Origin of the sequence: Cellulosilyticum lentocellum DSM 5427, from assembly GCF_000178835.2 — a bacterium.
Classification (GTDB): domain Bacteria; phylum Bacillota; class Clostridia; order Lachnospirales; family Cellulosilyticaceae; genus Cellulosilyticum; species Cellulosilyticum lentocellum.
Genome location: NC_015275.1, coordinates 1,964,355 through 1,989,613 on the forward strand (window position 1 = coordinate 1,964,355; position 25,259 = coordinate 1,989,613).

At 34.7% G+C, this 25,259-nt stretch carries 21 protein-coding genes and 1 pseudogene; 20 read left to right on the forward strand and 2 right to left on the reverse strand.

Annotated features, from left to right (window positions below; all coding sequences use genetic code 11):
- Positions 1-3 precede the first annotated feature (3 nt).
- From CLOLE_RS08895 to CLOLE_RS21815, 15 genes and pseudogenes are all read left to right on the forward strand, one after another.
- A complete protein-coding gene (locus CLOLE_RS08895; protein ID WP_013656769.1) occupies positions 4-450 on the forward strand; it encodes a divergent PAP2 family protein in 447 nt (148 codons plus the stop codon).
- 719 nt (positions 451-1,169) lie between these two features.
- Positions 1,170-1,745, forward strand: a complete 576-nt coding sequence (locus CLOLE_RS08900) for a hypothetical protein (RefSeq protein WP_013656770.1) — start codon at positions 1,170-1,172, stop codon at positions 1,743-1,745.
- A 104-nt stretch (positions 1,746-1,849) separates the two neighbouring features.
- Positions 1,850-3,712, forward strand: coding sequence for a 1-deoxy-D-xylulose-5-phosphate synthase (gene dxs / locus CLOLE_RS08905; RefSeq protein WP_013656771.1), 1,863 nt, complete (start codon positions 1,850-1,852; stop codon positions 3,710-3,712).
- 24 nt (positions 3,713-3,736) lie between these two features.
- Positions 3,737-4,624 carry a TlyA family RNA methyltransferase gene (locus CLOLE_RS08910; protein ID WP_013656772.1) on the forward strand — a complete coding sequence of 296 codons (888 nt, stop codon included), beginning with the start codon at positions 3,737-3,739 and terminating at the stop codon, positions 4,622-4,624.
- A 13-nt stretch (positions 4,625-4,637) separates the two neighbouring features.
- Positions 4,638-5,495: an NAD(+)/NADH kinase gene (locus CLOLE_RS08915; protein ID WP_013656773.1), complete on the forward strand. Its 858-nt coding sequence runs from the start codon at positions 4,638-4,640 to the stop codon at positions 5,493-5,495.
- An 8-nt stretch (positions 5,496-5,503) separates the two neighbouring features.
- Entirely contained in the window at positions 5,504-5,956 is a 453-nt protein-coding gene (gene argR / locus CLOLE_RS08920; protein WP_041713592.1) for an arginine repressor, read from the forward strand.
- Positions 5,957-5,974: 18 nt separating this feature from the next.
- Entirely contained in the window at positions 5,975-7,663 is a 1,689-nt protein-coding gene (gene recN / locus CLOLE_RS08925) for a DNA repair protein RecN (RefSeq protein WP_013656775.1), read from the forward strand.
- Between the two features lie 215 nt (positions 7,664-7,878).
- Positions 7,879-9,165 (forward strand): SpoIVB peptidase, encoded by a 1,287-nt coding sequence (gene spoIVB, locus CLOLE_RS08930; RefSeq protein WP_013656776.1) that lies wholly within the window; start codon positions 7,879-7,881, stop codon positions 9,163-9,165.
- A gap of 117 nt (positions 9,166-9,282) precedes the next feature.
- Positions 9,283-10,110, forward strand: a complete 828-nt coding sequence (spo0A, locus tag CLOLE_RS08935) for a sporulation transcription factor Spo0A (protein WP_013656777.1) — start codon at positions 9,283-9,285, stop codon at positions 10,108-10,110.
- A gap of 287 nt (positions 10,111-10,397) precedes the next feature.
- Positions 10,398-10,610: pseudogene (locus tag CLOLE_RS22420) on the forward strand (site-specific integrase); the annotation flags it as partial.
- 353 nt (positions 10,611-10,963) lie between these two features.
- Entirely contained in the window at positions 10,964-11,479 is a 516-nt protein-coding gene (locus CLOLE_RS08945) for a GNAT family N-acetyltransferase (protein WP_013656780.1), read from the forward strand.
- 88 nt (positions 11,480-11,567) lie between these two features.
- The gene (locus tag CLOLE_RS08950; protein WP_013656781.1) at positions 11,568-11,954 is read left to right on the forward strand and encodes a hypothetical protein; all 387 of its coding nucleotides are present in this window, start codon (positions 11,568-11,570) and stop codon (positions 11,952-11,954) included.
- Between the two features lie 187 nt (positions 11,955-12,141).
- Positions 12,142-12,720: a flavin reductase family protein gene (locus tag CLOLE_RS08955; protein WP_242825781.1), complete on the forward strand. Its 579-nt coding sequence runs from the start codon at positions 12,142-12,144 to the stop codon at positions 12,718-12,720.
- Between the two features lie 178 nt (positions 12,721-12,898).
- A complete protein-coding gene (locus CLOLE_RS08960; protein WP_456297494.1) occupies positions 12,899-13,243 on the forward strand; it encodes a hypothetical protein in 345 nt (114 codons plus the stop codon).
- A gap of 269 nt (positions 13,244-13,512) precedes the next feature.
- On the forward strand, positions 13,513-17,058 hold the full coding sequence (locus CLOLE_RS21815; RefSeq protein WP_013656785.1) for a cellulase family glycosylhydrolase: 3,546 nt from the start codon (positions 13,513-13,515) through the stop codon (positions 17,056-17,058).
- A gap of 236 nt (positions 17,059-17,294) precedes the next feature.
- Here CLOLE_RS21815 and CLOLE_RS08970 read toward each other — a convergent pair whose 3' ends face one another.
- The gene (locus CLOLE_RS08970) at positions 17,295-18,683 is read right to left on the reverse strand and encodes a citrate/2-methylcitrate synthase (RefSeq protein ID WP_013656786.1); all 1,389 of its coding nucleotides are present in this window, start codon (positions 18,681-18,683) and stop codon (positions 17,295-17,297) included.
- 225 nt (positions 18,684-18,908) lie between these two features.
- The gene (locus CLOLE_RS08975; protein ID WP_013656787.1) at positions 18,909-20,669 is read right to left on the reverse strand and encodes an Rqc2 family fibronectin-binding protein; all 1,761 of its coding nucleotides are present in this window, start codon (positions 20,667-20,669) and stop codon (positions 18,909-18,911) included.
- Between the two features lie 98 nt (positions 20,670-20,767).
- On the opposite strand from CLOLE_RS08975, the gene CLOLE_RS08980 reads away from it, so the two are divergent.
- The 5 genes from CLOLE_RS08980 (at position 20,768) to priA (ending at position 25,254) form a co-directional block, all read left to right on the forward strand.
- Positions 20,768-21,676: a YicC/YloC family endoribonuclease gene (locus CLOLE_RS08980; RefSeq protein ID WP_083801245.1), complete on the forward strand. Its 909-nt coding sequence runs from the start codon at positions 20,768-20,770 to the stop codon at positions 21,674-21,676.
- An 8-nt stretch (positions 21,677-21,684) separates the two neighbouring features.
- Positions 21,685-21,930 (forward strand): DUF370 domain-containing protein, encoded by a 246-nt coding sequence (locus tag CLOLE_RS08985; RefSeq protein WP_013656789.1) that lies wholly within the window; start codon positions 21,685-21,687, stop codon positions 21,928-21,930.
- Positions 21,931-21,948: 18 nt separating this feature from the next.
- Positions 21,949-22,551, forward strand: a complete 603-nt coding sequence (gene gmk, locus CLOLE_RS08990; protein WP_013656790.1) for a guanylate kinase — start codon at positions 21,949-21,951, stop codon at positions 22,549-22,551.
- 11 nt (positions 22,552-22,562) lie between these two features.
- On the forward strand, positions 22,563-22,901 hold the full coding sequence (gene rpoZ / locus CLOLE_RS08995; protein ID WP_013656791.1) for a DNA-directed RNA polymerase subunit omega: 339 nt from the start codon (positions 22,563-22,565) through the stop codon (positions 22,899-22,901).
- Positions 22,902-22,995: 94 nt separating this feature from the next.
- Positions 22,996-25,254: a replication restart helicase PriA gene (gene priA / locus CLOLE_RS09000; RefSeq protein ID WP_013656792.1), complete on the forward strand. Its 2,259-nt coding sequence runs from the start codon at positions 22,996-22,998 to the stop codon at positions 25,252-25,254.
- Positions 25,255-25,259 lie beyond the last annotated feature (5 nt).

A 25,259-nucleotide genomic window follows, 5' to 3' on the forward strand; every position in this document is an offset into this window, starting at 1 on the left:
CACATGAATCCTATTGAACAGCTTTTGCAGAACAAAATTTTGTGGGTGGCTATTGTAAGTTGGTTTATTGCACAGCTATTTAAGGTTATTATTACTTTATTACAAGAACATCGTTTAGACTGGAGTAAGCTCTGGGCTTCAGGCGGCATGCCTAGTTCTCATAGTGCTTTTGTGATGAGTTTGGCCATAAGTGCAGGACAAGTATGGGGATATGATAGCACGTACTTCGCTATTGCAGCTGTGGTTAGCTTTGTGGTTATGTATGATGCAGCAAACGTACGTTTAGAAGCCGGGAAACAAGCAGCTGTTATTAATCAAATTATCGAAGTACTTGAAAATCCAGATTTAAATCCAGAAGAACGTTTAAAAGAAATATTAGGACATACGCCACTTCAAGTAGTAGCAGGTGGTGTATTAGGTTTTGTTATAGCTATTTTATCGTTTATGTAAAATATGCTTTGGAAATGAAATGGAAATAAGATTGAAAAATAAAGTATACGTTGTTATAATGAATGAAAGCGACTGATGACGCGCTTTTCAAAAAACGAGATGCGGTATTCTAGTCAATCTGTTGTGTTTTGAAGACGGGCCTAAAAATCCGTTTAAGGGCATATCGATGAAGTTCCTGGTGTTGGCTTGTAACGCCCCGTTGTGGGCTGATACTGGGGGTTAAGGTTTGTGGGCGATCCATAAGGGCATATGGGCGTTGACCCGCTTACCGTGGAGACCTATGCTTGTGCTTATCCCTATGGGGATAATGTATGACTTAGGATGAAACCTGCCATGCGGTGTTAGCTGTGGGCAGAGTAGCCTTCCTTGAGTGAAGGAAGGGGGACATCCATTTACTAGGGGGTTCTTTGGCCGAAGAACTTTCCTAGATTGTGGATAGAAACCTGATTCGCAAAAGAGGATAGGAACATTATAGATTGTTTGAGGAAAACTCCTAGACCGTTTGAAAAAGGTAGTGTTTGGATTACAGTGTGGTTTTTAAGGCGATCTGGCGCTAAGCCCTAGGCTTAGAAGTCTTTTTAAAGGGAAACCGCTCATTTGGCGACAAAAGAGTAGGGACTTGGGAAAACCTGCTAGACTATATGCCACAAAATTTACAAACACTATCATCTCGATTTTTGAGAAGTGGGTGATGAGTCGACCATGAAGGAGCAGTTTTAATGCCTAAGAAGATTAAATTTAAAATGGTAAAAGTACGTCAGCAAAGTAAAAAGACTTTAGCACTTATCATTGGTATGACTTTTACTATTGCTATGTTGTTTAGTTATATATTTGAGGTTTTATTAGCAGACGTACCTCTTTTAATAGCATTTTTGATGCTCATAGGGATTATTATTATTGGCATTTTTTTTGATGGAATTGGTAATGCTGTAGTAGCAGTAGATGAAACGACTTTTCATTCTATGGCAGCTTCTAAAGTAAAGGGAGCCAAAGAAAGTATTACTTTAATTCGTAATGCACCTATGGTAGCCAATCTATTCAATGATGTCATTGGTGATATAGCTGGTATTATTTCCGGCAGTACAGCAACAGCTATTGTACTAGCAATTGAAAAAGGTTTTGGTATTAAATCCATTTTGTTATCTATTGCCATGAGTGGCTTTGTAGCAGCACTTACTGTTGGGGGAAAAGCATTAGGTAAAGGATTTGCTATTGCAAGAGCTAGATATATTGTGTATTATACTGGCGTTGTAATGTACTATACAAAACAGTTATTTAAAAGAACAAAGAAGTAAATGGCAATCTGCTTGGATTGTCTTTTTTATTAAATAAACAAGCTTGATGGGTATATTTAATGAAAAAAATCAGATAGGATTTCGTAAAGAAAGAGGCAAAATCAATGTTAGACACATTAAAGACTATTCATAGTCCAGAAGATGTAAAAAAATTAAATACAGATGAATTAGGAGAATTAGCTCAAGATATACGAAGCTTTTTAATTCAATCACTTTCTCAAACAGGAGGACATTTAGCCTCTAATTTAGGAGTGGTAGAACTTACTATTGCACTTCACTATGTATTTGAATCTCCTAAAGATAAGTTGATCTGGGATGTAGGACATCAAGCTTATGTACATAAGCTTTTAACAGGAAGAAGAAAAGGTTTTAGGACTTTACGTCAATTAGATGGTATGAGTGGCTTTCCAAAACGTGTTGAAAGTCCACATGACGTATTTGAAACAGGACATAGTTCAACTTCTATTTCAGCAGCGTTAGGTATGGCCAAAGCTAGGGATTTAAAAGGTGAGGATTATAAAGTTGTTGCTGTTATTGGAGATGGTGCTTTAACAGGGGGGATGGCTTTTGAAGCACTTAATAATGCAGGTAGAGGAAATACAAATTTAATTGTCGTTTTAAATGATAATGAAATGTCCATTTCTAAAAATGTGGGAGGAATTGGTAAGTATCTTAATAAATTACGTTCAAGTCAAGACTATTTAAAGGCAAAAGAAGATGTAGAAGATGTTCTTCACAAGGTACCTTTAGTAGGTGAGCATATGGTAAGTACTATTAAGCGTACTAAAGAAAGTGTGAAGAGCTTTGTCATGCAAAATACACTATTTGAGCAATTAGGTTTTACTTATATTGGTCCAGTTGATGGGCAAAAGTTACCTGAACTTATAGATTTATTTGAAAATGCAAAAGCAATGAAAGGGCCATTACTGATTCATGTGAAGACAAAAAAAGGAAAAGGTTATTTGGCTGCTGAACGTAAACCTAGCTACTATCATGGGGTAGGTCCGTTTTGTATTGCTACCGGTGAAGGTGCTAGCAAAACAGGAGACTATACATTTTCAGAAGCTTTTGGTGAGGCTATGGTGGATTTAGCACATCAAGAAGAAAAGCTAGTGGGTATCACAGCTGCTATGCCAGAGGGAACAGGCTTATTACCTTTTGCAAAGGTTCACCCAAAGCGTTTCTTTGACGTGGGTATTGCGGAGCAACATGCTGTCACCTTTGCGGCAGGGTTAGCAACAGAAGGTTACAAGCCAGTAGTAGCTGTGTACTCCTCATTTTTACAGCGCGCTTATGACCAAATTCTTCATGATGTTTGTCTTCAAAATTTACCGGTTATTTTTGCTGTAGATAGAGCTGGATTAGTAGGTGAAGATGGACCTACGCATCATGGTCTTTATGATATGGCATTTTTAAGCAGTATGCCAAATATGACTATTTTGGCGCCTAAGGCACCAGGAGAAATGGCAGCAGCTATGAAATACGCTTTAAATGTTAAAGGGCCAGTTGCTATTCGTTATCCAAGAGGTGGCAATTGCATAGAACAAGTGTATTTTAATGATTATACGTCAACTGGTTTTAAAACTTTAAAAGCAGGCAATAATATGGCTATCTTAGCTGTAGGGCGTATGGTAGAAGTCGCTTTACAAGTAAAAGAGCTACTAAGTATGCAGGGAGTAGAGCTGGCAGTTATAGAAGCACCTTGTATTCAGCCACTTCCAAAAGAAGAAATAGTTGCTTTAGCTGAAGACTATGACTATCTCTTTACACTTGAAGATGGTATAATACAAGGTGGTTTTGGTGAAAAAGTATTTGCAACACTTGCTTTATCAAGTAAAGCTGTGAAGGGACACTGCTTTGCACATGAAAGTGGTTTAGTACCTCATGGTAAGGTTAGTGCTTTGTTTGAAAGAGAAAAGTTAGATGCCAAAGGAATTAGTGAGCGTATTTTAAATGATTTAAAATGATGACAAGGGAAAGAGAGCAGATAGATGGAAGGAAAAGAAAGAGAACAAAAAGCACTAGAAGAAGCATTAAGTGCTGAGACTGTAGAGGTAGTCATTGACCAAAAGCTTTTAGACAGTAAGGAAAGATTAGATGTACTTATTGCAGAAAGACAACTAGCTGAGTCAAGAGAACGTGCTAAAGCTTATATCATGGCAGGTGTCGTTTTTGTTAATGGTCAAAGAGAAGATAAACCTGGTCTTAAAGTTAAACGTAGTAGTACTATAGAAGTGAGAGAAAAGATGAAATACGTGAGTCGAGGTGGATTTAAGTTAGAAAAGGCCATGACAAGCTTTAATCCTCTTCTAAAAGGCAAAGTATGTATGGATGTAGGTGCTTCTACAGGAGGCTTTACAGATTGTATGTTACAAAATGGTGCTATAAAAGTGTATTCTGTAGATGTGGGTTATGGTCAGTTTGCATGGAAGCTTAGACAAGACCCTAGAGTCATTTGCATGGAGAAAACGAATATTCGTTATCTCACTAGAGAGCGCTTAGAGGAAAAAGTGGATTTTTGTTCAATTGATGTTTCCTTTATTTCATTAACGAAAGTTTTAGAACCTATTACAGCTTTATTGCAAGATGAAGCAGAAATTGTGGCACTCATAAAACCTCAGTTTGAAGCAGGCAGAGAACAGGTAGAAAAGCATGGTGTTGTTCGAAAAGCTAAAGTACATGAAGAAGTCATTCATCATGTATGGAACTATAGTAAAAGTCTGGGGTTTGGTATAAGAGGTCTTGATTTTTCACCTATTAAGGGACCGGAAGGTAATATCGAATATCTCATTCACCTAAAAAAGCAAGGTGAAGATTTATTAATAGATCAGGAAGGGATTATTAAGAAGACAGTACAAGCATCGCATGAATGCTTATAAATGGGGGGATAGGATGAAGCATATAGGCATTATTCCTAATAGGTTGAAGGATACTGATTTAAAAGTAACGGAGCGTATTGCAACATGGTTTAATAAAAGTAATTTATCAGCATATACAACACCGGATATAGCAGAGCATATACAAGCACATACAATTGCTGTAAGTGAAAAAGAGCTTTATGAAATTTGTGATAGCTTAATTGTTATTGGTGGAGATGGTACTATTTTAAGCGTAGCAGAAGCTGCCAGTATAAAAGACATACCTATTGTAGGGGTAAACCTAGGACGTCTTGGATTTTTAGCAGACATAGAACCGCAAGAAATAGAAGTGTCATTGCAAAAGCTCTTAGAAGGGGTTTACGAAATAGAAGAGCGTATGATGCTTAAAGCAACTATTATAAGCCCAGAGGATGAAAAATATGTTTTTCATGCTTTAAACGATATTAATGTAACAAGAGGGAGTTTTGCGCGTTTAGTGGAGTTTGAAATTCGTATTAATAACGAATTGTGTGATGTTTATCCTGCTGACGGTATGATTGTATCATCACCTACAGGCTCTACTGCTTATAATCTTTCTGCTGGGGGACCAATTCTAGTACCTCATGCTAATACTTATGTGGTAACCCCTATCTGTCCACATACCCTATATGCTAAATCTATTATTCTTTCGGATCATGATACAATTCAGATTGCAACATTAGAGGAAGCGAAGGATATGGCACTTAGCATCGATGGTAGGCTGAAAATGTACTTAACACCGCAACATGTGGTGCACATTGAAAGAGCAACACAAGTCACTAAGCTCATCAAATTGTCTGAACGTAAATTTTTTGATATATTACGAGAGAAAATCGTAGAGAGGAGAAGATAGGTATGGGAATGAAAGAACAAAGACAGTCAAAAATTTTAAGCTTAATTCAGAAGTCGGAAATTGAGACACAAGAGGATTTAGCAGAAGCTTTGAAAAATGAAGGTTTTAATATTACACAAGCTACTGTTTCAAGAGATATTAGAGAACTAAAATTAACAAAAGTGGCGACAAAAGCAGGTGGACAAAAATATGTAGCGCTTTCTAATGTAGAGCAACAAGTATCAGAAAAAGTGATTCGTGTTTTTAAAGATGCTTTTGTGAGTATTGACTATGCAGGTAATACCATTGTTATTCGTACCTTGGTAGGTATGGGCAATGCTGTTGCAGCAGCTGTAGATGCCTTTAATATGGAAGAAATTATAGGAACATTAGCAGGAGATGATACGATTTTTTGTGTAGTAAAACATGAAGATCATATCAAGGCTGTTATTGATCAATTTAAAGAGATTCTGAATTCTTAAGTCAAGGAGGAATCGAATATGTTAACTTATATAAAAGCCACTAACATAGCGCTTATAGAAGAAGTAGAGCTTAATCTTGATCCTAAACTAAATATCTTTACAGGAGAAACAGGCGCTGGAAAGTCTATGCTTATTGATTCAATTCAATTTGCAATTGGCAATCGTAGCTCAAAGCAGATCATCAGAAAAGGGGAAGACATGGCAAGTGTTACTCTTTGTTTTGAAGACCAAATAGGCATGGGTATAGAATACTTAAAACAACATGAAATTTCTGTTGAAGCGAATGAAATTATATTAGAACGTGTGATTTATCAGTCTGGACGTACGATTTATAAAGTGAATGGTAGTGTAGCAACAAGACAAATGGTTAAGGAACTTTCTAGTTTACTTATAGATGTCCATGGTCAGCATGAACCCCAATCTCTTTTAGATATTGCTAGTCATATTCGTCTTTTAGACAGCTTTGGTGAGAAAGATTTTTCACAAAAAAAGGAAGCTTATAGAAGATGTTACGAACGTTGGCAAAGTGTAAAAGCAGATATTCAAAAAATAGGAGATAATGATCGTAAAAAACTACAATTAAAAGATATGTTGTCTTTTCAAATTAATGAAATAGGAAGTGCTAAGCTAAAAAAAGATGAAGAGGAAAATCTAAAAGAGCAATATGACATTTTATCTCATGCCGAAAAAATTATGATGCAATGTCAAAAATCTTATGATTTTTTAGATGGAGAGACTGAAACGAGTGCTACTTTACTATTAGGACAAGCTATTCACGCACTTCAAGATATTAGTGATATTACAACAGAAATTAAAACCCTATATGATCAATTTCTATCTATTCAGGCAGAACTTCAAGATGCGACTTATCAGATGAGACGCTTTGCAGATCAAGTAGAGTATTCTCCAGAGCTTTTATTAGAAACTCAAAATAGATTAGATTTAATTTATCGTTTAAAACAAAAATACGGTAGTTCTGTTGAAGAGATTTTAGCTTACAAAGCAGAATGTGAAAAGGAATTAGCTGAATTAGAAGCTGGTGAACATAATAAAGAGAACCTAGAAAAAGAATTAGCTTCTTTAGAAAAAGAATTAAAGCGTCTAGGAGCAGAGCTTTCTAAGGAAAGGCGTACTATAGCAAGTAAGATAGAAGTCGCCATAGATAATCATCTTCATGACCTTCAAATGCCGTATGCTAAATTTGAAGTCGCTATTAATGATCTTGATACCTTTAATAGTTATGGTCAAAATGATGTTGAATTTTTAATCCGAACGAACCTAGGTGAGGATTTACATCCTTTATCTAAGATTGCATCAGGAGGAGAGATTTCTAGGGTAATGTTGGCGATTAAAACAGTACTTGTATTAGGAGATACAATTAATACCGTTATTTTTGATGAAATTGATACAGGTATTAGTGGAGTTGCAGCTCAGAAAGTAGCAGAAAAGTTAGCTGTTATTGCTAAAGCAAGACAGGTGCTTTGTATTACGCATTTACCACAGATTGCAGCTATGGGAGATATTCATTTTCTTATTGAAAAACAGGTATCAGAAGCTAGTACAACTACTCATTTAGAAGAACTCAAGGAAACTGCTATACATGAGGAGTTATGTAGATTAATGGGTGGCATTGTAACAGAAAGTACACTTAAGAGTGCAGTAGAGATTAAAACACGTGCCACGCTTTATAAAGAGCATTTGGCTTAAAATGCTTAACTTTCAAAATAGATAGTATTAAATGAATAGATAGATTAGATGAAGCTAATAAGTAGGATGTATAAAAATCTTTTAGGATTTTTGTACATCCTACTTTTACTTTACATTTTCAAAACAAATTTCTATGAAAAATAGTTTAACTGTATAAATGACCTGAAAAAAGGATATTTTATGAGTAAGAGCGAAAAAACATAGGAAGTGGAAAAATGAAACATAAAAAGAGAAAAACGATATTATGGATAGGTGTCTTAGCTGGGATAATTCTTTTGATAAGCACACCTTTAATTGTCTCCTATTTTTATTTACCCTCTGAAATTCGAATGATAGCAGGAGAAGAACATCTTTTCAATTTCGATGTTCCTCTAAAAGCCAATATTATGCAAGGTGGCAGTTTAATCATAAAAGATACGAAAAATGGATTAGTTGAAAGAGGAGCAGTAGATTTAAATAAGCCGTTATATGTCACTATGATGAATGAGGGACGAGCAGATGTTACCCTCTCTTTTTTGGGAATCATTCCACTTAAGACTGTAGCTGTAGAAGCAATTCCCTATGAGGAGCTTATTCCTTGTGGTCAAGTAGTAGGCATTAAGGTCAATACAGCAGGTATTTTAGTATTAGGTGTAGGAGAATTTGAAGCTAAGGGTGAGCAAGTTTCACCTTGTAAAGGTGTTATTGAGACAGGAGATTTAATTGTAGCTTGTAATGGAAAGGCGTTAGAAACAAAGGAGGATTTAAGAAATTATATAGAAGAGAATAAAGAAGGACCAGTACAACTGAAATTAATGAGGAAAGGTGCGGAGAAAGAGGTTGAGATAGAGCCAATTTATTCAGAATCAGAAGAAACATATAAAATTGGACTTTGGATTAAAGATAGTACTCAAGGAATAGGAACCATTACGTATATCCATCCTAAAACTGGTGCTTTTGGCGCTTTAGGACATGGCATAACAGATGCAGATACGCACCGTTTAATTCCTGTTAAAAATGGAGAAGTGATGGAAGCATCGATTACTCATATTAAAAAAGGACAAAAGGGAACACCAGGAGAGATTAGTGGTGTAATTGACTATGAAAAAGAAAGTATTATTGGCCAGATTGATCAAAATAGTGCATTAGGGATTTATGGTAAGGTTAAACAAAATCTGCTTAATAGCCAAGTGTGTGAGGCTATACCTATTGCTTTTCAAGATGAAGTACATGAAGGAAGAGCAAGTATCTTAGTTGACTTAACTGGCACAGGTGTCAAAGAATATGAAGTAGAAGTTCAGAAGGTTTCTAAATACAGCAATGAGCCATCTAAAAGCATGGTTATTAAGATTGTAGATGAAGAGCTCTTAAAGCTAACAAGTGGTATTGTTCAAGGAATGAGTGGAAGTCCTATTTTACAAGATGGAAAGTTAATCGGTGCAGTGACTCATGTATTTATTCAAGACCCTACAAGAGGCTATGGAATTTTTATTGAAAATATGCTTAATAATGAAAAAAGATAGAAATATATGTAAAATAAAAATAAAAATTACAAAAAATGGTATTGCTATTTTTGGAAATATTTAATATAATACATTTAGTCGCAAGATTAAAAAAATAATTGTTTGGGGGGATTTCTTTTGTTCGATCAAAAAATGAAAATATTGATAGCAGATGACAACAAAGATTTTTCTGATATCTTAATGGAATTTATCAATAGACAAGAAGATATGGAAGTTGTAAATGTAGCAGGCAACGGAGAAGAAGCTTGTAAGTTGATTCAAGAGGTAGTACCAGATATTGTTATCTTAGATGTTATTATGCCATATTTGGATGGAATCGGCGTATTAGAACGTGTTGATTCTATGCAGCTTGAGAAAAGACCATTATTTGTCATGCTTTCAGCAGTAGGACAAGATAAAATTACAGAGAGGGCACTTGCTCTAGGTGCAGAGTATTATATTGTTAAACCTTTTGATATGGAGACTTTAGTTAATCGTATTCGTCAACTTAAGAATATGGCATTATCTAGTAGCAATGCTAGCAAAAACAGTACTTCAACATTAACATCTTCAAGACAGCTTCTTCCAAAATCAAAAGGCATGCCAACAGCACATAGTCTAGAAACAGAGGTAACTAGCGTTATTCATGAAATTGGTGTACCAGCACATATTAAAGGCTATCAATATTTAAGAGATGCTATCATTATGGTTATTAATGATATGGAAATTCTTAATTCTATTACCAAGCAACTATATCCTAATATTGCAAAACAATACAATACGACACCAAGTCGTGTAGAACGTGCGATTCGTCATGCAATCGAAGTAGCATGGAGCCGTGGTAAAATGGATACCATTGATAAACTCTTTGGTTATACAGTAAACAATGGTAAAGGAAAACCAACGAATTCAGAATTTATTGCACTTATCGCTGATAGATTAAGATTAGAGATGCAGGTGGGTTAAAGCTTTGGGGAGCAAGAGTTTGCATTGATTCGCAAATAGTTACATTTTCATATGTTTATTACACTATTTGCTGATTTTTGGGGTTTTACCCCTATAAATTTCTTAAGATAAAAGTTATAAATCCTTTTAATTTATTGGTTAGAACAATTGCCATAAGTTAGGAGGATTTTTGCATGTTTAATGAGTTTTTCTTTCAGATTGAAGAGTATTTAGTATATTGTAAAACAAAGGGGTTATCAGTAAAAACCATTAAGTCTTATGAGTAGAGATTAAGGTTATTTGATTTATCCAAGTATGTAGAATATAGAGATTATGTAATAACCAATCTATTAATGGATACAGGAATGAGAATTTCAGAATGTCTTTTTATTAAAACGGAGGATATTGATTTAGTGAAGAGAGTTATCTTCCTTCCAGCACAAAATACAAAAAGTAGAAAAGATAGAATGGTTTATTTTTCAAATGAAATGAATTTACAAGATATAGATGTAAGTCATTAACACTCCCAAGATGAGTCCTTAACAGAAATGTTGGGAGTAATTTTTATGGGTCAATATAAAAATATTGGAAATATTAAATATACTTGTTATAATATTTAGAATAAGGATACATATGAAAAAAATATACAGTAAATGTGGTAAGACAATTGAATATAACAAAACATGTACTTGTAGAAATGGCATTAAATTTAACAGAAATATTTCACCTGAGAAATGTAAATTTTACTCATCATACGTTTGGCAGAAATTAAGAAATAGAATAGTTAAAGAACATCCTTATTGTGAGAGATGTTGGAGTAAGTGGAAGGGCATTACTAGTGAAAATTTGCTAGAATTTATAGGAGTGATTGAGAATGTTGTATTTGAAAGAGGCAAACTTTGAAGATATAGAAAATGAGTACTTGTTTGTTCGAGACATACCTGTAGATGAGAATGGATTTACCAATGAATGGAGTGGCATTTTGCAGGAAGAATTTAAAGAAAAGGCATTGAAAACAATGATTGCTTATTCAAGAGGAGACAATCTACCAATAGGATACGTTCCAGAGACTTATCTATTCCTTTGGAATAAAGGTGAAATTATTGGTCAATTTCGCATACGCCATTATTTATGTGAGACATTGAGAAGAGGAGCTGGTCATATAGGATATTATATTAGCGATAAGTATAGGGGAAAGGGATACTGCACAGAGGGGCTTCGTTTGGCCTTACAGGTAGCGAAAAAAATTATTCCGGAAGATGAAATTTATTTAAGAGTAAATAAAGATAATCCAGCATCATTACATGTAATGTTAAATAATGGTGGCTATATTCATCACGAAGATGAAAACAAATATTATGTAAGAATTAAAAAGAGCAATTTAAATTGATAATATTAATGTATTTTGTAGGGTGTGTAACTGCAGATTGGTGATAGTAGTGTGGTGGATTGATAAATCAGAAATTGGAGGATTTTAAATGAAGAGGAAAGTTACTATATCTCTTACAGTGATTACTGCATTAGTGGTAATTTATTTGGTCATTAGTAGTTTTATCCAAAGGACAGATGTATTTTTGGGAGAGTATACAGTGTCAGGTGATGGAACCCAAATAGACATGGAAGTCGGAGTTGCTAGTTCAATGGGATACATTGGAAGATATTCAACAAAGCAAGATAGAAACTGTTTGTATATGACTTTCTATTCAGCAAATAGAGGGAGAAACAATCCTTCTGGTGGAAATAGGATTACAATGAATCTTTTTCCGGAATGTGATGCAATTTACTTTAATCGATCTGGAGGAAAATTTCAAATGATGCTACAGAAAAATAGTGAAACAAATGAGTGGGAACGAGTTTTACATTAGTAAATTTCAAATTATTTATTAGTTTTGCAGTTAATAAGATGAATTGATAATGTAACTGTGCTTTGTAGAGTGTGTAACTTGCAGATTGGTAATATAGGATTAAAGCATGATTTGTTCAGTTAAATGTTAAGGAGATTTTTAAGAGAAAATTAGATATTTATAGACTTATAAATTTGAATTTGATTAAATGGAGTTTATTATGGAAAAGATGAATATTAAACCTGATTGGGTATTTAGCCCACAACCAATGTACATAATAGGAACAAAAAACGAGAATGGTACACCTAATTTTTGCATTATTACTTGGTTAGGATTTTCTTTTGATAAAACACCACACTTAATGATGACCATAGGTGGAAGTAAACTAACTAAGACAAATATACTTCGTGAGAAGAAATTTTCAGCCAATATGATTACTGAGGATAATCTTTGGATTGCTGATTATTTTGGTACTACAACCGGTGAAGCAAAAGAAAAAAATGATTTGTCTTATGGCTATAAATGGGGAGAATACGTAGAGGTTCCTGTGATTAACGAATGCCATTGGACATATGAATGTAAAGTAAACAAAGTAATTGAACTTGACGGTGCTCATCTATTTTTGGCTGAAATAGAAAATATTCAGATTGATAAAGAATATGAAAGTATGGATATGAAAAAAATCGATTTAACGAAATTAAAACCTGTTATTTATGCACCTTACAATTATTTTTCAATAGGAGAAAAATTAGGAGAGATGGGTGAGTGGCAACAACATTTAAAATAGGAATTTAACAAAAGATGTTATGTAGTAATATAGGGATGTATGAAATAATAAAGTTAGCTTATGATGGAGCTGGAAAACAGAATAAAAAGAAATACCATATTACCATGAAGCAAGGTAGCTTTGCGTAGAAGAAGTAGGAAAAGAGGTACTAGACTATACCCTAAAAGCAGACTCCAATATTCTAGAGAGTACCTATTCAGAGAATGCTGAGGGTATGGTTAATAAGGTTAAGATTTATGATGAAGAATATCATTATTTAGGAGCAGTACAGAATGATGGGTTAATAGGTTTAGTTGGTGTTTTTCAAGAGATTTATGCCAAGGAAGAAGAGAAGCAGGCAAATACTGTGGCAAGTGGTATGCTTCAAGGTATTACTAAAGAGGCTACGGAAATAGTAAAAGGAAATACAAGTTGTCTTAGTAGTAAGGTAATTAAAGTTGAGGACTCACTTATAAAAATAGTGTTTTTTTATATTGAATGGATGAACATGAGTGGAGTAATGGACAATATAGAACGATGTTAAATTATGTCACCTCATATATCGATGTATTAGCTCTTCTGATTTATTGAATGGGATAAAATCCAAAATCAGAGGAGATTTTTTATGTTCAAGGAGTTTCGAGTAAAAATGATATGGTTTGTTCTTGATTTAGAATTAAGATTTAAGTTATATTTTCAAATAAAGCTATAAAAAGCAGGATATGTCATAAAAACCCTCAATAAAATCATCTGTTATTGAATACTAGGGGCTATGAATTTACAATAGTATTCAAAATAGATAGGAGGAATTTTATGAAAAAGCACAAGAAAAGTTTATACACTAAATTGACAGCTATGTTGACTTCTTTAGTAATGATGTGCAGTATAGTGTCAGGTAATGCAATGACTCTCAATGCGCTTAACCTAGGAGAAAGGAGCTCTGTATTTTTCCAGTTTTATGCTCAAAATCAAGAGGGTAGTTGGGAATGGATGTCTACTGCTAGTGAAAATCTTGTACTAGGGGAAGCAATCACTTTGGATTTAAGTACAATTGATGAGCAAGGTGAAAGTATTTTTACTTCAGCAACAGATACTGCAGCTTTTGGAGTACAATTTGGAGATGGTGCTTTAAAGGTAGGAGATAGTAGTAAGGTAGATATTTCAATTGATACAATTACAATCAAAGCAACAGGATATGAGGATTTAGTGATCGATTTAGAACCAAAAACATTTAATGAAAGTTATTTAGCGAAAGAAGTAGAATGGGGTATTACAGATAATGCAACAACAATAGCTTTAAAAGACTATTTAGGAGAAGATTTTTTAGCACATCTTCAGGCTATTACCTCTATTCAAACAACAGTCACCTTAAATAGCTATAGTTATACAGCGAAACAAACAGAGGAGATAGAAGAACCAACTGATGAAGTCATATTTTTCGAAGGCGAAGCTAGTTCTGCTGGTAGTTGGGGACAAGCTGTTTCTCTTAATGCAGGCACAGACTTTAAAGTAAGTCAGTTAGTACTAGGTACACAAATTGCTGTAACCTATGAAGGTGAAAGAGAACCAGAGCTTATACTTGCAAGTTGGTCTGGTGGAGCAAGTTGGGCAAAGGTAGCACCAACAAAAGTTTCAAATGGGGTGGCTTATTTTAGTTATGAAGATTATTTAGCTGCTTATGCTGCAGGAACAGAAGATTATGCACAGTATAATGAAGCTTTTCCCTATTTAAATGTTATACATATTGGGGACACAGGTTCACCACTTGTTGTAAAAAAAATTGTCCTTAAAAAAGAAGGAGAAGTAACAGTACCAAGTTATGAGCAAGGTGAAGAAACGACTGTGTTTTGTCAGTTTTATGCCCAAAATCAAGGTGGTAATTGGGAGTGGATGGCACCGGCTAGTACGAATTTGAAGTTTAATGAAGGACAAGAATTGCACTTTTCTCCAATAGCTGCAGATGGTTCAAGTATATTTGCTTTGTCTAATGAAGGAGCTGTCTTTGGTTTCCAATTTGGAGACGCAGGCATTAAAGGGGGAGAAAGCAGTGTAGTTGGCGTAACAATTGATGAAATGATTATTAAAGCTGAGGGGTATAATGATGTCATTATTCATCCTGAACCAGCTAGCTACAGTGAGAAGTATTTAGCTGAAGAAGTAGCTTGGGGAATTCAGGGGAATGCTACTTTTATTGTGCTGAAAGAATATTTAGATACTGATTTTTTAAGTCATTTAAATGCTATTACAGATATGAGTGTAAAACTAACCTTAACGGATTATGCAAAGGTAGTTAAAGAAGATGATGGACCAGAATTTGACCCTAACTATACACATCCTACGGAAATGAGAAATTTAAAAGCAACTGAGTTAGTAGAAGAAATGGGTATGGGTTGGAATTTAGGAAATACATTAGAATCTCTAGGTGGAGAAACAGCTTGGGGAAATCCGAAAACTACTAAGAAAATGATTGATGCAGTAGCAAAAGCAGGCTTTAAAACCCTTAGAATTCCTATTAGTTGGGATGATAGTTTAGGGGAGAACTATACTATTGATCCTGAATTCATGGATCGTGTAGAAACTGTTGTTAATTATGCACTTGCAAATGATATGTATGCCATTATTAATATTCATCATAGTTATGGCTGGAATGCTGCTAATGTAGAAAATCAAGAAAAGGGTACTGAAGGATATAAGAGACTATGGGAGCAGATTGCAGAACGTTTCAAGGATTATGGAGATTATTTAATATTTGAGACCATGAACGAGCCACGTGATGGAGATAATTGGATAGGATATGAAGAAGCATATGAGGTCGTTAATGCTTATAATGCTGCTTGTATAGAAACGATTAGAAAAAGTGGTGGTAACAACAAAGAAAGATTAGTGATGTTTCCAGGATATGCAGCTTCCTCAGATTCTAAATGTATTGCAGCAATAAAAATACCAGAGGGAGATGATCATTTAGCAGTTTCAGTACATGCGTATTCACCTTATAGTTTTGCTATGGATACATCAGAAACAAGTCAAACGACATGGAGTACACAAGATAAACGTGCTCTTGAAAATATATTTAGCTTATTGGATAAAACATTTATTCAAAAGGGGATACCTGTTGTAATGGGTGAATTTGCCTCAACTAATAAAGATAATCTAGAAGCTCGCGTGGCACATGCTAAAGACTATGTAAGTATCGCTGCTAAATATGGCGTGCCATGTATTTGGTGGGATAATGGTGCATGGAGAGCTTATAGTAATGATGCTATGGGAATTTTTAATAGAAGAACACTCGAATGGGTATCTCCTGAGATTGTAGATGCTGCATTTGAAGGATATAATAACCCAGCAACTGATGAAGAATTTAATCCATTAGTGATTTTTAAAGGAAAGGCAACATCTAATGGGGCGTGGGGACAAGCTTTGAATTTTAAACCTGATACAGATTTTATGCTGAGCGATTTAATAGATAATAGTCAAATCGCCGTGACTTATGAAAGCCAGAATGCTCCAGAATTAATATTACAAAGTTGGTCAGGTGGACCTAACTGGGTGAAGATTGCACCTAATGAAGTAAAAGATGGCGTTGCTTATTTTGACTATGAAGATATGATTGCAGCGTATAGTGCACAGATGCCTAATTATAACGAATATAATGAGGATTTACCATGTCTTAATGTTATGTATGTAGGTGATACAGGTGCTGCATTAAAGGTGACAAAAGTAATGATTATTCAAAGTCCTATTAAAGGAGAAATAACTTTTAATGGGAAATGGCAAGATGGATCAAATGGCGAATTGATTTTAACCAATATAAGTAGTGAAACCCTCCATAATTGGATTGTAAGTTTTGAGTATGCTGGTGAAATAACGACTATATGGAATGCTACTATTGAAAGCCATGAAGGAAACCGTTATGTTATCAAAAATTTAGGATGGAATCAGGATTTAATAGCAGGAGCAAGTGTAAAAATAGGTTTTGTAGCAGCCGGAAAAGAAAGTGCAAGTGAGCCAAGTAAATACCATGTATTAAGTACACAAAAGATAAGCGAGATAGCTCATTATGAAATAGTATTTAATAAAACGAATAGTTGGGATAATCAAATGACAGGAGAAATTAAAATAACCAATCAATCAAGTACAAATATAGAAGATTGGCAAGTGGTATTTGAATTTGATGGAGAGATTACTCAGCTTTGGAATGGTGAAGTTAGTAAAGGTCAAGGAATAAGTTATTGCGTGAAAAATAAAGGATATAATGCAAGTATTGCACCAGGGGAAACGATTAGCCTTGGCTTTACTGCAACAGTAGCTGATATGTCAGTAGGACCTCATTCCTTTGAGATGATACAACTTAGTTATTAGTCTAAGGTACTATAAAAAGGTCATGTGCTTATTATCTAGGCACATGACTTTTTTATACTTTTAGGGATAATAATGAGTAGGGGAATAGAAAGAAGGTATAAGCTGAGAAAGATTAGATTCAAAACATGAGCTATTAATGTTATAGCAGTAGAATATTTAGGTCATTGTATAACAAAAGGGAATACTGCCAACTGGTTAAATACGAGTTAGTAGTATTCCCTTTTAGATAGAGATGACTATTTAGCAGCTTCTTCTATATCGGAACGTTCATGGAGAGGAATATATTCCGTATGCTTTGCAACACTTTTATAAGCAGGACGGATAATTTTACCTCTATTAACAAGTTCTTCGATACGGTGAGCACTCCAGCCAGAAATACGTGCAATGGCAAAGATAGGTGTGTAAAGCTCAAGAGGCAAGCCTAACATATTATAAACGAATCCGGAATAGAAATCTACGTTAGCACTGACACCCTTATACATTTTGCGTTCACGCGCAATAACTTGAGGGGCTAAGGCTTCAATTTTAGTATAGAAGTGGTATTCATCATCTAATCCTTTTTCATGTGCTAGTTTTTCTGCATATTCTTTTAGAATAATAGCACGTGGATCCGAAATAGAATAAACAGCATGACCAATGCCGTAAATAAGACCTGCTTTATCAAAGGCCTGTTTATTAAGTAATTTACCAAGATAATCTTCAATAGCAGCGTCATCTGTCCAGTCTTTAATTTGCGCCTTCATGTCCTCGAACATATGTACAACCTTGATATTAGCGCCACCATGTTTTGGTCCTTTAAGAGAGCCAAGGGCAGCAGCCATAACAGAATAGGTGTCTGTTCCAGAAGAAGTTACTAAGTGAGTGGTAAAGGATGAGTTGTTACCACCACCATGTTCAGCATGTAAAATGAGGGCTAGGTCTAAAAGAGTAGCTTCAAGATGAGTGTATTTACAATCTGGTCTAAGCATATGAAGAATATTTTCTGCAGTGCTTAGTTCTGGTTTAGGTGAATGAACGTAAAGGCTTTGACCAAGATGAGAATGGGCATATGCTTGGTAGCCATAGACAGCAAGCGTTGGAAAACGTGAAATTAAAGATAAGCATTGTCTAAGAACATTATAAGTTGAGGTATTGTCAGCTTCATCATCGTAGCTATATAGAGCTAGAACACTACGTGCTAAAGAATTCATAATATCCTTAGTAGGAGCCTTTAGAATCATATCATTAAAGAAGTTATCAGGTAGATCACGATAACTACCTAAGAGACTTTCGAAACTTTTAAGTTCTTCTTCGTTAGGAAGATGACCAAAAAGTAAAAGATAGGTGGTTTCTTCAAAACCAAATCGTTTATCTTTTAGATATCCCTTAGTAATTTGTTCTACATTAATACCGCGATAGCGTAATTGACCTGGAACAGGAATCATCTCATTATCATCTACGATATAGGAATGTACTTCACCAATTTCAGTAAGTCCTACAAGTACACCACGTCCATCTAAATCGCGGAGACCTCTTTTGACGGAGTATTTACTAAATAATTCAGGATCAATTATACTACTCATTTCACACATTTCAGTTAAAGCTATTAATTGTTCTCTAAGTTCCTTATTTTCTTGCATTCGCATCACCTTTCCTTTATCTACATATTTCAATATATTAAACTAATATGATTAATTTACCATATAAACTGCAATTAATCAATAATTCAGCAAAATATACAAAATAATGGTTAATGGTATAAAATTAGATAATTAATAAATCTTAAACCTTTGAAATGTCGATAAAATGAAGAAAAGGACTTTTTAACTCTAGATAGTGAGTCAAGAAGTCCTTTTATAAAGCTAACTATTTTAAGGTAAAAGTTTTTTGATAAAAGCCTCTGTAGGAGTAACGTATAGCGTTTTAAATTGTGTATAAATGACCATTCCAGGCTTTGCATTAGGTACCTTTTTTACATTTTTACGGAATGTATAGTCAATAGGGACATGACTAGACATTTTACCGCTGCTATAGTAAGCAGCTAAAGTAGCAGCTTCTAAGATGACTTCATCATCTATCGGACTACTTTCTAAGTACTTCACGATAACATGGGAGCCTGGGCCATCCTTAATATGAAGCCATAGATCATTTGTTTTCGCAAATTTCATTGTGAGCTCATCATTTTGATAGTTGTTTTTTCCTACGTAAATATCATGACCTTTAGAAGATTTAAAATGTAGGTAAGGTAAGCTTTTCTTTGAACGATTTTCTTTCTTAGTATTTTTTTTCTTTTTTAAATAGCCCATCTGTACTAGCTCTGTTCTAAGTTCTGCAATATCTTCTTTGGTCTCTAGTAAATCTAGAGAAAGCAGAACAGAAGCTAAATACTGAAGATCCTCTTCGATACTAATAAGTTGCTCTGTAGCAGCTATTTCTGTACGTTTAGCTTTATTATAGAGTTTAAAATAAGCTTGAGCATTTTGAATAGCTGTTTTATTTATTTCAAGAGGAATAGTAATCTCTTCGTAAGGTTCAGTATAATAATTTAAAGTAGTAAAGCTATCGGCTTCTGCTGGAATTTGATGCGCATAAGCTGTTAGGAGTTCACCATAAATTTTATAAAGCTCTTTATGCGTACATTCTTCTAAAGCTTTTTCTTGAATAGCCTTTTTTCGAACGCTACGGTCTATAAAAGTATGAATAAGCTTTTTGATATCGGCTGTTTTTTGAGCTACATTAAATCGTGTACTTTTTTCAAAGAAGTAGTATTCTAATAGTTCACTCATGCTAGGATAAGCTTTAGCTTCTAGCTCCTTATAAAGGGACACCGGTAAACAATAGAAATCTTCAGGTATTTCTGAAGTGTTTTGATATAGGGTAGGTCTAAAATGTCCTGAGTCAATGGGTTCCAAAATATTGACGAAGCTTGTAAAAAGCTTTGTGTAATGCTCATGTGAAGTTGTATGTGTAGAAGCTTCATCATCTACGCCAGCTGTATGACAGATTTCATGGCAAATCATAGGACTAAGCCCATTAAAGTTCATATAAAGACTTTTAAATAAGGGCAAATCACTGGTTTTAAGTTTTTCTATAAAGTTTGCTTCTGAAATATGAAGTGGGTTAAGTTTATCTTGACTTGGAGGTCTTTGATAAACACGATTAGGAAGGATTTCTCTAACACTACTTTTGTCATTTGATATATGTTTAATACTATCCAAAATGAGATGATCTTCCTTAGTCAAGATGATATTACTGTGTCTCCCCATAATTTCAATAATAAGTTTTTTGGTTTCCTTATCTCCAAGCTCATTAGTAGCCTCAATATGAAATTCTACAATACGTTCTAAATCAGGTTGAACAATATCGAGTAATCTCCCACCACCTAGATGTTTACGTAGGAGCATACAAAACATAGGGGGATCTTGGGAAGGATTTTTTGCAAGGGTAGAAAGATGTACGCGAGGATAGTTGCTATTTGCTGTTAAAAGTAATTTATAAACATTTCCATTATTTCTAATAGTAAAAAGGATATCTTCTTTTTCAATTTGATATATTTTATCAATGCGTCCACCAATAAGTACATCTTTTAATTCATGTACAATATTAGCTAAAACGAGACCATCTAATGCCATATTTGTTGCCTCCTTTAATTATAGGAGAAAGTATATCATAATTTTTTTGAAAATAAAAGGAAGGTGTGTTATAATAAAAAGCAAATGTCTAAGAAACAATGCTGAAAAAGAAAGTAGGAAAATGCATGATTTATAGTATGACAGGCTATGGCAGATGTGAAGTAGAAGAAAACGCAAGAAAAGTAAGTGTTGAAATTTCCGCTGTGAACCATCGTTATTTAGACCTTAATATTCGTATGCCTCGTATGCTCATGCATCTAGAGGAAAATGTACGTAATGTCATTAAAAATGAAGTAGCTAGAGGTAAGATAGAAGTTAGTATTATGTGTCATTCTTCAGCTAAGGAGGATCTTGAAGTAACAGTAAATGAAGCTTTGGGACAAGCTTACCTCGGGGGAATACGTCAATTAGGTGCAACTTTTCATCTAGAAGATGACTTAAAACTTTCTGATTTACTGGGAGTAAATGATCTTATAACCATTCAAAAACAAGCAGGTAATTTAGAAGCAGTAAGTGAAACGATAGAGAAAGCACTTAAAGGCGCGCTTCAAACATTTCTTGAAATGAGAGGTAAGGAAGGGACTGTACTTCAGCAAGATATTTTATGTAAAAATGAAGGTTTAAAAGTACTTTTAGCTGAAATCAATCAGCGTAGCCCTTTGGTAGTTGAGTGTTATCGTCAACGTTTACAAAGCAGGTTAGAACAGCTTTTAGGTGATGGCATGAACATAGATGAAAGTCGTTTGGCAATGGAAGTAGCTGTTTTTGCGGATAAATGTGCTATTGACGAAGAAGTAACACGATTGGGTAGTCACTTCGGTCAATTAGAAAGTATTTTAAAAGAAGGCGGCATTGTAGGACGTAAGCTTGATTTCCTTATGCAGGAAATGAATAGGGAAGCTAATACTATTGGCTCAAAAGCTAATGATTATGAGATTACAAAGGTAGTAGTAGCGCTTAAAACTGAAATCGAGAAAATGAGAGAACAAGTTCAGAATTTAGAGTAGGTGACAAGATGAGTCAATTTATTAATATCGGTTATGGAAACATTGTAGCAGTTGAGCGTATTGTAGCGATTGTTACAGCTGAGTCAGCACCTATTAAAAGATTAATTACAAAAGCAAGAGAAGAGTCACAGCTTATAGATGCGACCCAAGGGCGCAAAACAAGAGGAGTGATTATTACAGATAATCATCAGGTCATCTTGTCGGCTCTTCAACCAGAGACCATGGCAAGTAGATTGGGAAGTCCTAAAGAATAAAGAAAAAGGAGTACGGCAATGAAAGAAGGATTAAAAATCGTTTTATCAGGACCATCAGGGTCAGGAAAAGGGACAATTGTAAAGGAACTGATTAAAAATGAGCAATTTTTACTTTCTATTTCCGTTACAACACGTCAGCCTAGACAAGGGGAAGAAGAAGGTGTACACTATTTCTTTAAGACAAAAGAAGCGTTTGAAAAAATGATTGCACAAGATGAGCTTTTAGAATATGCTTGTTTTTGTGATAACTATTATGGTACACCTAAAGCTTTTATTGAGGAAAGTGTAAAAAAAGGAAAAGATGTTATACTAGAAATAGAAGTACAGGGAGCACAGCAAATTAAGGAAATTTACCCTGATGCTATTTTTATCTTTGTTATTCCACCTTCATTAGCAGAACTTGAAAGTCGTTTAGTTGGAAGAGGAACAGAGGAAAGAAATATAATTGATCAAAGATTAAAACGTGCCAAAGAAGAACTTGCGCTTTATACAACGTATGATTATATTGTAGTAAATGACCGTTTGGTTGAGGCTATAGAAGACATTAATCGTATTGTAGGTGCGGAAAAGTTAAGAAGCTGTCATTACGCAGCAGAAATAGAAGAAATTATTCATAACTAGGAGGATTTAAAATGTTACAACCATCTTATACCCAAATCATGCAAAAGCTTAATAAAGAAGGTACTTCAAAGCTTACAAGTCGTTATTCTATTGTTATTGCTGCTTCAAAAAGAGCTAGAAATATTATTGATGTGATTAATGAGCAAGCAGCAGCTACTAAAGAAGCAGACAAAACAGGTGAAAGAATCATTGACCCAGAAAAGATTAAAGAAGCTGCTAGACTTAATGAAATGTTAAAATCTAAGAAACCTATTTCTATTGCAGTTGATGAAATTTATGAAGGCAAAATGCGTATGAGAGAATTTCATCCACCAGTAGAAGAGGCAGAAGAGGTAGAAGAAAGTAACTAAGGAAAAAGACTTAAGAAGTCTGTCAACAATTGTTGGCAGACTTCTTAAGTATAGATGAAAGAACAACTATTGATAGAGGAAGAAGTGAAAGAAGATGCCTTGCTATGCACAAATTATTATTCAGTTTGCAACAGTGAATGAGATCGACCGTCCTTTTACTTATGAGGTAGCACCTGAAATAAGTTCACGCATCCAAGTAGGGCAACGTGTAAAAGTACCTTTTGGTAGATATAATCACTTACAACTAGGTTATGTGGTTAAGCTTATGAATGAGGTTCAAGAAACAGGGTATCGTCTAAAAAAAGTAGCGGTTCTAATTGACGAAAAACCGATTTTAGATAATAAGCAGTTAGAACTCATAAGCTTTATTGTAGATTATTATGCAACGAGCTATGCAGCCGCAATAGATGTTGTTTTGCCACCAGGTTTAAAAGAACAGCCTATTGCAGTAGAGGAAATGAGTGAAAAGAAGGTAAGACTTGTAGAGGATCGTATTAAACTTAAAGCTTATTGTAATGCCAATGCTCATAAGCAAATTTTTGCAAAGCAAAAATGGTTAATTGATTACTTAAGAGAGCATACTGACATCAATCAAAAGGAGTTATTGGCTTTACCTGAGGTAAGCGCTTCTTCTTTAAAAACACTAGAAAAAAATGGATGTATTTATATAGAGGAAGAAAAAGTTGTTTATCGTCCAGATCCTATTTGTGAAATGCGTTTTAAAACTTTAAATGATCAACAAGAGCAAGCAGTGCAATATTTAAAGGCTTTAAATGAAGCAAATGTATATCGTACCATTTTACTAGAAGGTGTTACAGGAAGTGGGAAGACGGAAGTTTTCTTACATGCTATTAGAGAAGTTCTTATGCATGGAGGAACTGCTTTAGTGTTGGTACCGGAGATTGCATTAACAGACCAAACCTTATTTCGATTTAAAGAACGCTTTGGTAACCGAGTTGCATTAAGCCATAGTAGAATGAGTGCCAAAGAACGTCAAAGACTTTACATGAGAGCTAAAAATAATGAGGTATCTATTATAATAGGACCTAGAAGCGCTGTATTTATGCCTCTTGATAATCTTAAACTTATTGTAGTGGATGAGGCACATGAGAGTAGCTATAAATCTGAAACAACGCCTAAATATCATGCCATCGATATTGCAAAGAAACGCATGATGCAAAATAAGGGGCAAGTTTTACTGGCTACTGCTACACCTAGTATCGAAAGTTATGCTGCAGCACGAAGTGGTGAATATAGTTTGCTTACTTTGAATAAGCGAATAGGTGAAGCCGTGTTACCTGAGGTAGATATTGTAGATATGCGCCTGGAGATACAAAAAGGAAATAATTCGGTGTTAAGTCATACTTTATTTGAAGCCATTAAGGATGCACTTGAAGCTGATGGTCAAGTTATGTTATTACTTAATAGAAGAGGCTATTCTACTTTTATTAATTGTAGAAGTTGTGGACATGTGATTAAATGTGATCATTGTGATGTATCTATGACCTATCATGCTTCCCAGCAGATATTGCAATGTCACTATTGTGGTAAAACCAGTGATGTACCGGAGGTTTGTCCTGAATGTGGCAGTAAATATATTCGTTTTATGGGAAGTGGTACAGAGAAGGTAGAAGCTTACTTAAAGGAGTGCTTTGGAAATTATGGTGTGGCTAGGATGGATATGGACACTACCACAGGTAAAGAAGGACATCAAAAAATCTTATCTGCTTTTAGAAAAAAGGAAGTAAGATTACTTATTGGCACACAAATGATTGCTAAAGGGCATGATTTTCCAGCGGTTACGCTAGTAGGAGTTTTATCAGCTGATTTATCTCTTTTTATGCAAGATTTTAGAAGCAATGAGCGTACTTATCAACTCCTTACTCAAGCTATGGGAAGAGCGGGGCGAGGAAAAGAAAAAGGACGTGTTGTTATTCAAACCTATAATCCAAATCATTTAGTGATGGAAGTGATTAGAAACAATGCCCAAGAAGCTTTTTATGAGCAGGAATTAGCTAATAGAGAGATGTTAGGATATCCACCCTATACCCATATTTTCTCAATATTAGTCTCAGGTCTAGATGAAGGGGAGGTCATTCGTACTATTCAACTCCTAAGTCAATATTATCGTTATTACAGTCAAAAAGGCCAAAGTCACTTTAGAGTGATTGGACCTACTAGTGCCGTTATTAGCAAAATAGGTGATGAATATCGGTGGCGATTACTTATTGTAGGAGAAGAAAGAGAAAAATTATTAATTTACGGTAAATTTTGCTTAGAAAAGTTTTATAATAAAGAAAAAGTAAGTGGCACGAAAATACAATGGGATGTAGACCCACTGGCCATGTTATAAATTAA

What these genes read in the sequence shown, in the direction of transcription:
- CLOLE_RS08895 (WP_013656769.1), top strand. Translation starts at nt 4, where the DNA reads ATGAATCCTATTGAACAGCTTTTGCAGAACAAAATTTTGTGGGTGGCT.
- spoIVB (WP_013656776.1), top strand. Translation starts at nt 7,879, where the DNA reads ATGAAACATAAAAAGAGAAAAACGATATTATGGATAGGTGTCTTAGCT.
- gmk (WP_013656790.1), top strand. Translation starts at nt 21,949, where the DNA reads ATGAAAGAAGGATTAAAAATCGTTTTATCAGGACCATCAGGGTCAGGA.
- recN (WP_013656775.1), top strand. Translation starts at nt 5,975, where the DNA reads ATGTTAACTTATATAAAAGCCACTAACATAGCGCTTATAGAAGAAGTA.
- priA (WP_013656792.1), top strand. Translation starts at nt 22,996, where the DNA reads ATGCCTTGCTATGCACAAATTATTATTCAGTTTGCAACAGTGAATGAG.
- CLOLE_RS08985 (WP_013656789.1), top strand. Translation starts at nt 21,685, where the DNA reads ATGAGTCAATTTATTAATATCGGTTATGGAAACATTGTAGCAGTTGAG.
- CLOLE_RS08980 (WP_083801245.1), top strand. Translation starts at nt 20,768, where the DNA reads ATGCTGAAAAAGAAAGTAGGAAAATGCATGATTTATAGTATGACAGGC.
- CLOLE_RS08970 (WP_013656786.1), bottom strand. Translation starts at nt 18,683, where the DNA reads ATGCGAATGCAAGAAAATAAGGAACTTAGAGAACAATTAATAGCTTTA.
- rpoZ (WP_013656791.1), top strand. Translation starts at nt 22,563, where the DNA reads ATGTTACAACCATCTTATACCCAAATCATGCAAAAGCTTAATAAAGAA.
- CLOLE_RS08910 (WP_013656772.1), top strand. Translation starts at nt 3,737, where the DNA reads ATGGAAGGAAAAGAAAGAGAACAAAAAGCACTAGAAGAAGCATTAAGT.
- CLOLE_RS08915 (WP_013656773.1), top strand. Translation starts at nt 4,638, where the DNA reads ATGAAGCATATAGGCATTATTCCTAATAGGTTGAAGGATACTGATTTA.
- CLOLE_RS08945 (WP_013656780.1), top strand. Translation starts at nt 10,964, where the DNA reads ATGTTGTATTTGAAAGAGGCAAACTTTGAAGATATAGAAAATGAGTAC.
- CLOLE_RS08975 (WP_013656787.1), bottom strand. Translation starts at nt 20,669, where the DNA reads ATGGCATTAGATGGTCTCGTTTTAGCTAATATTGTACATGAATTAAAA.
- CLOLE_RS08950 (WP_013656781.1), top strand. Translation starts at nt 11,568, where the DNA reads ATGAAGAGGAAAGTTACTATATCTCTTACAGTGATTACTGCATTAGTG.
- CLOLE_RS21815 (WP_013656785.1), top strand. Translation starts at nt 13,513, where the DNA reads ATGAAAAAGCACAAGAAAAGTTTATACACTAAATTGACAGCTATGTTG.
- CLOLE_RS08900 (WP_013656770.1), top strand. Translation starts at nt 1,170, where the DNA reads ATGCCTAAGAAGATTAAATTTAAAATGGTAAAAGTACGTCAGCAAAGT.
- dxs (WP_013656771.1), top strand. Translation starts at nt 1,850, where the DNA reads ATGTTAGACACATTAAAGACTATTCATAGTCCAGAAGATGTAAAAAAA.
- CLOLE_RS08955 (WP_242825781.1), top strand. Translation starts at nt 12,142, where the DNA reads ATGGAGTTTATTATGGAAAAGATGAATATTAAACCTGATTGGGTATTT.
- argR (WP_041713592.1), top strand. Translation starts at nt 5,504, where the DNA reads ATGAAAGAACAAAGACAGTCAAAAATTTTAAGCTTAATTCAGAAGTCG.